General features: G+C 41.0%; 1 protein-coding gene. It reads left to right on the top strand.

The window, feature by feature from the left end:
* Positions 1-92: 92 nt before the first annotated feature.
* Positions 93-581: a dihydrofolate reductase gene (locus P364_RS0134605; protein WP_024634515.1), complete on the top strand. Its 489-nt coding sequence runs from the start codon at positions 93-95 to the stop codon at positions 579-581.
* The last annotated feature ends 183 nt before the right edge of the window (positions 582-764 follow it).

Genomic DNA, 764 nt, shown 5'->3' with positions numbered 1-764 from the left:
TATTCGATGCTGATGATGCCGCTAGGCATCATTCGTAATCAAAAGTGAACTTTTTGAACAACCTATAAACAGACTGAAGGAGTGTGTAATCTTTGAGCATAGAACTGGTATGGGCGATGGGCGAGAACGGCGTCATTGGATTGAATAATTCCATTCCATGGCGTTTGCCTAAAGATATGGCCTTTTTCAAGCAGCGTACCCTGAACAAAACGATTATTATGGGACGTAATACATGGGAGTCCTTTGGGGCCAAGCCACTTCCACAACGTCGAAATATTGTCGTAACCAGAGATCTGAACTATAAAGCGGATCAGGCTGAAGTGGTGCATACGATCGAAGAGGGGCTGGAAGTGACAAAAGGCGAAGAGCTTTGCGTTATTGGCGGTTCCCAGGTCTATCGTGAGTTTTTACCGCTCACAGATCGGCTGGTGGTGACCAAAATCCATGAGGATTTTGAGGGGGATACCTTTTTCCCGGAAGTGGATTGGTCGGAATGGGAGCTAAAGGAACAGATTGAAGGCGAGCAAGACGAAAAAAATGTTTATGCGTATACGTTTGAGTTCTATGAACGAAAACGGTAACAGGGACATAAGATGAAGTAGAAGAGCCCAAACATATGCTGTAAACGAAATATAAGGGCGCTGATTTACGAAATATTCGTGAACAGCGTCTTTTTTTTGAAAATAAAATAAAATATATGTGGAATAACATATAAATAACACAAATATGACGTTAAAATAACGAACAATATAAATATAATACAT

Origin of the sequence: Paenibacillus sp. MAEPY2 (assembly GCF_000499205.1) — a bacterium.
Lineage (GTDB): Bacteria > Bacillota > Bacilli > Paenibacillales > Paenibacillaceae > Paenibacillus > Paenibacillus vandeheii.
This window is presented reverse-complemented; position numbering and strand designations above follow the sequence as displayed.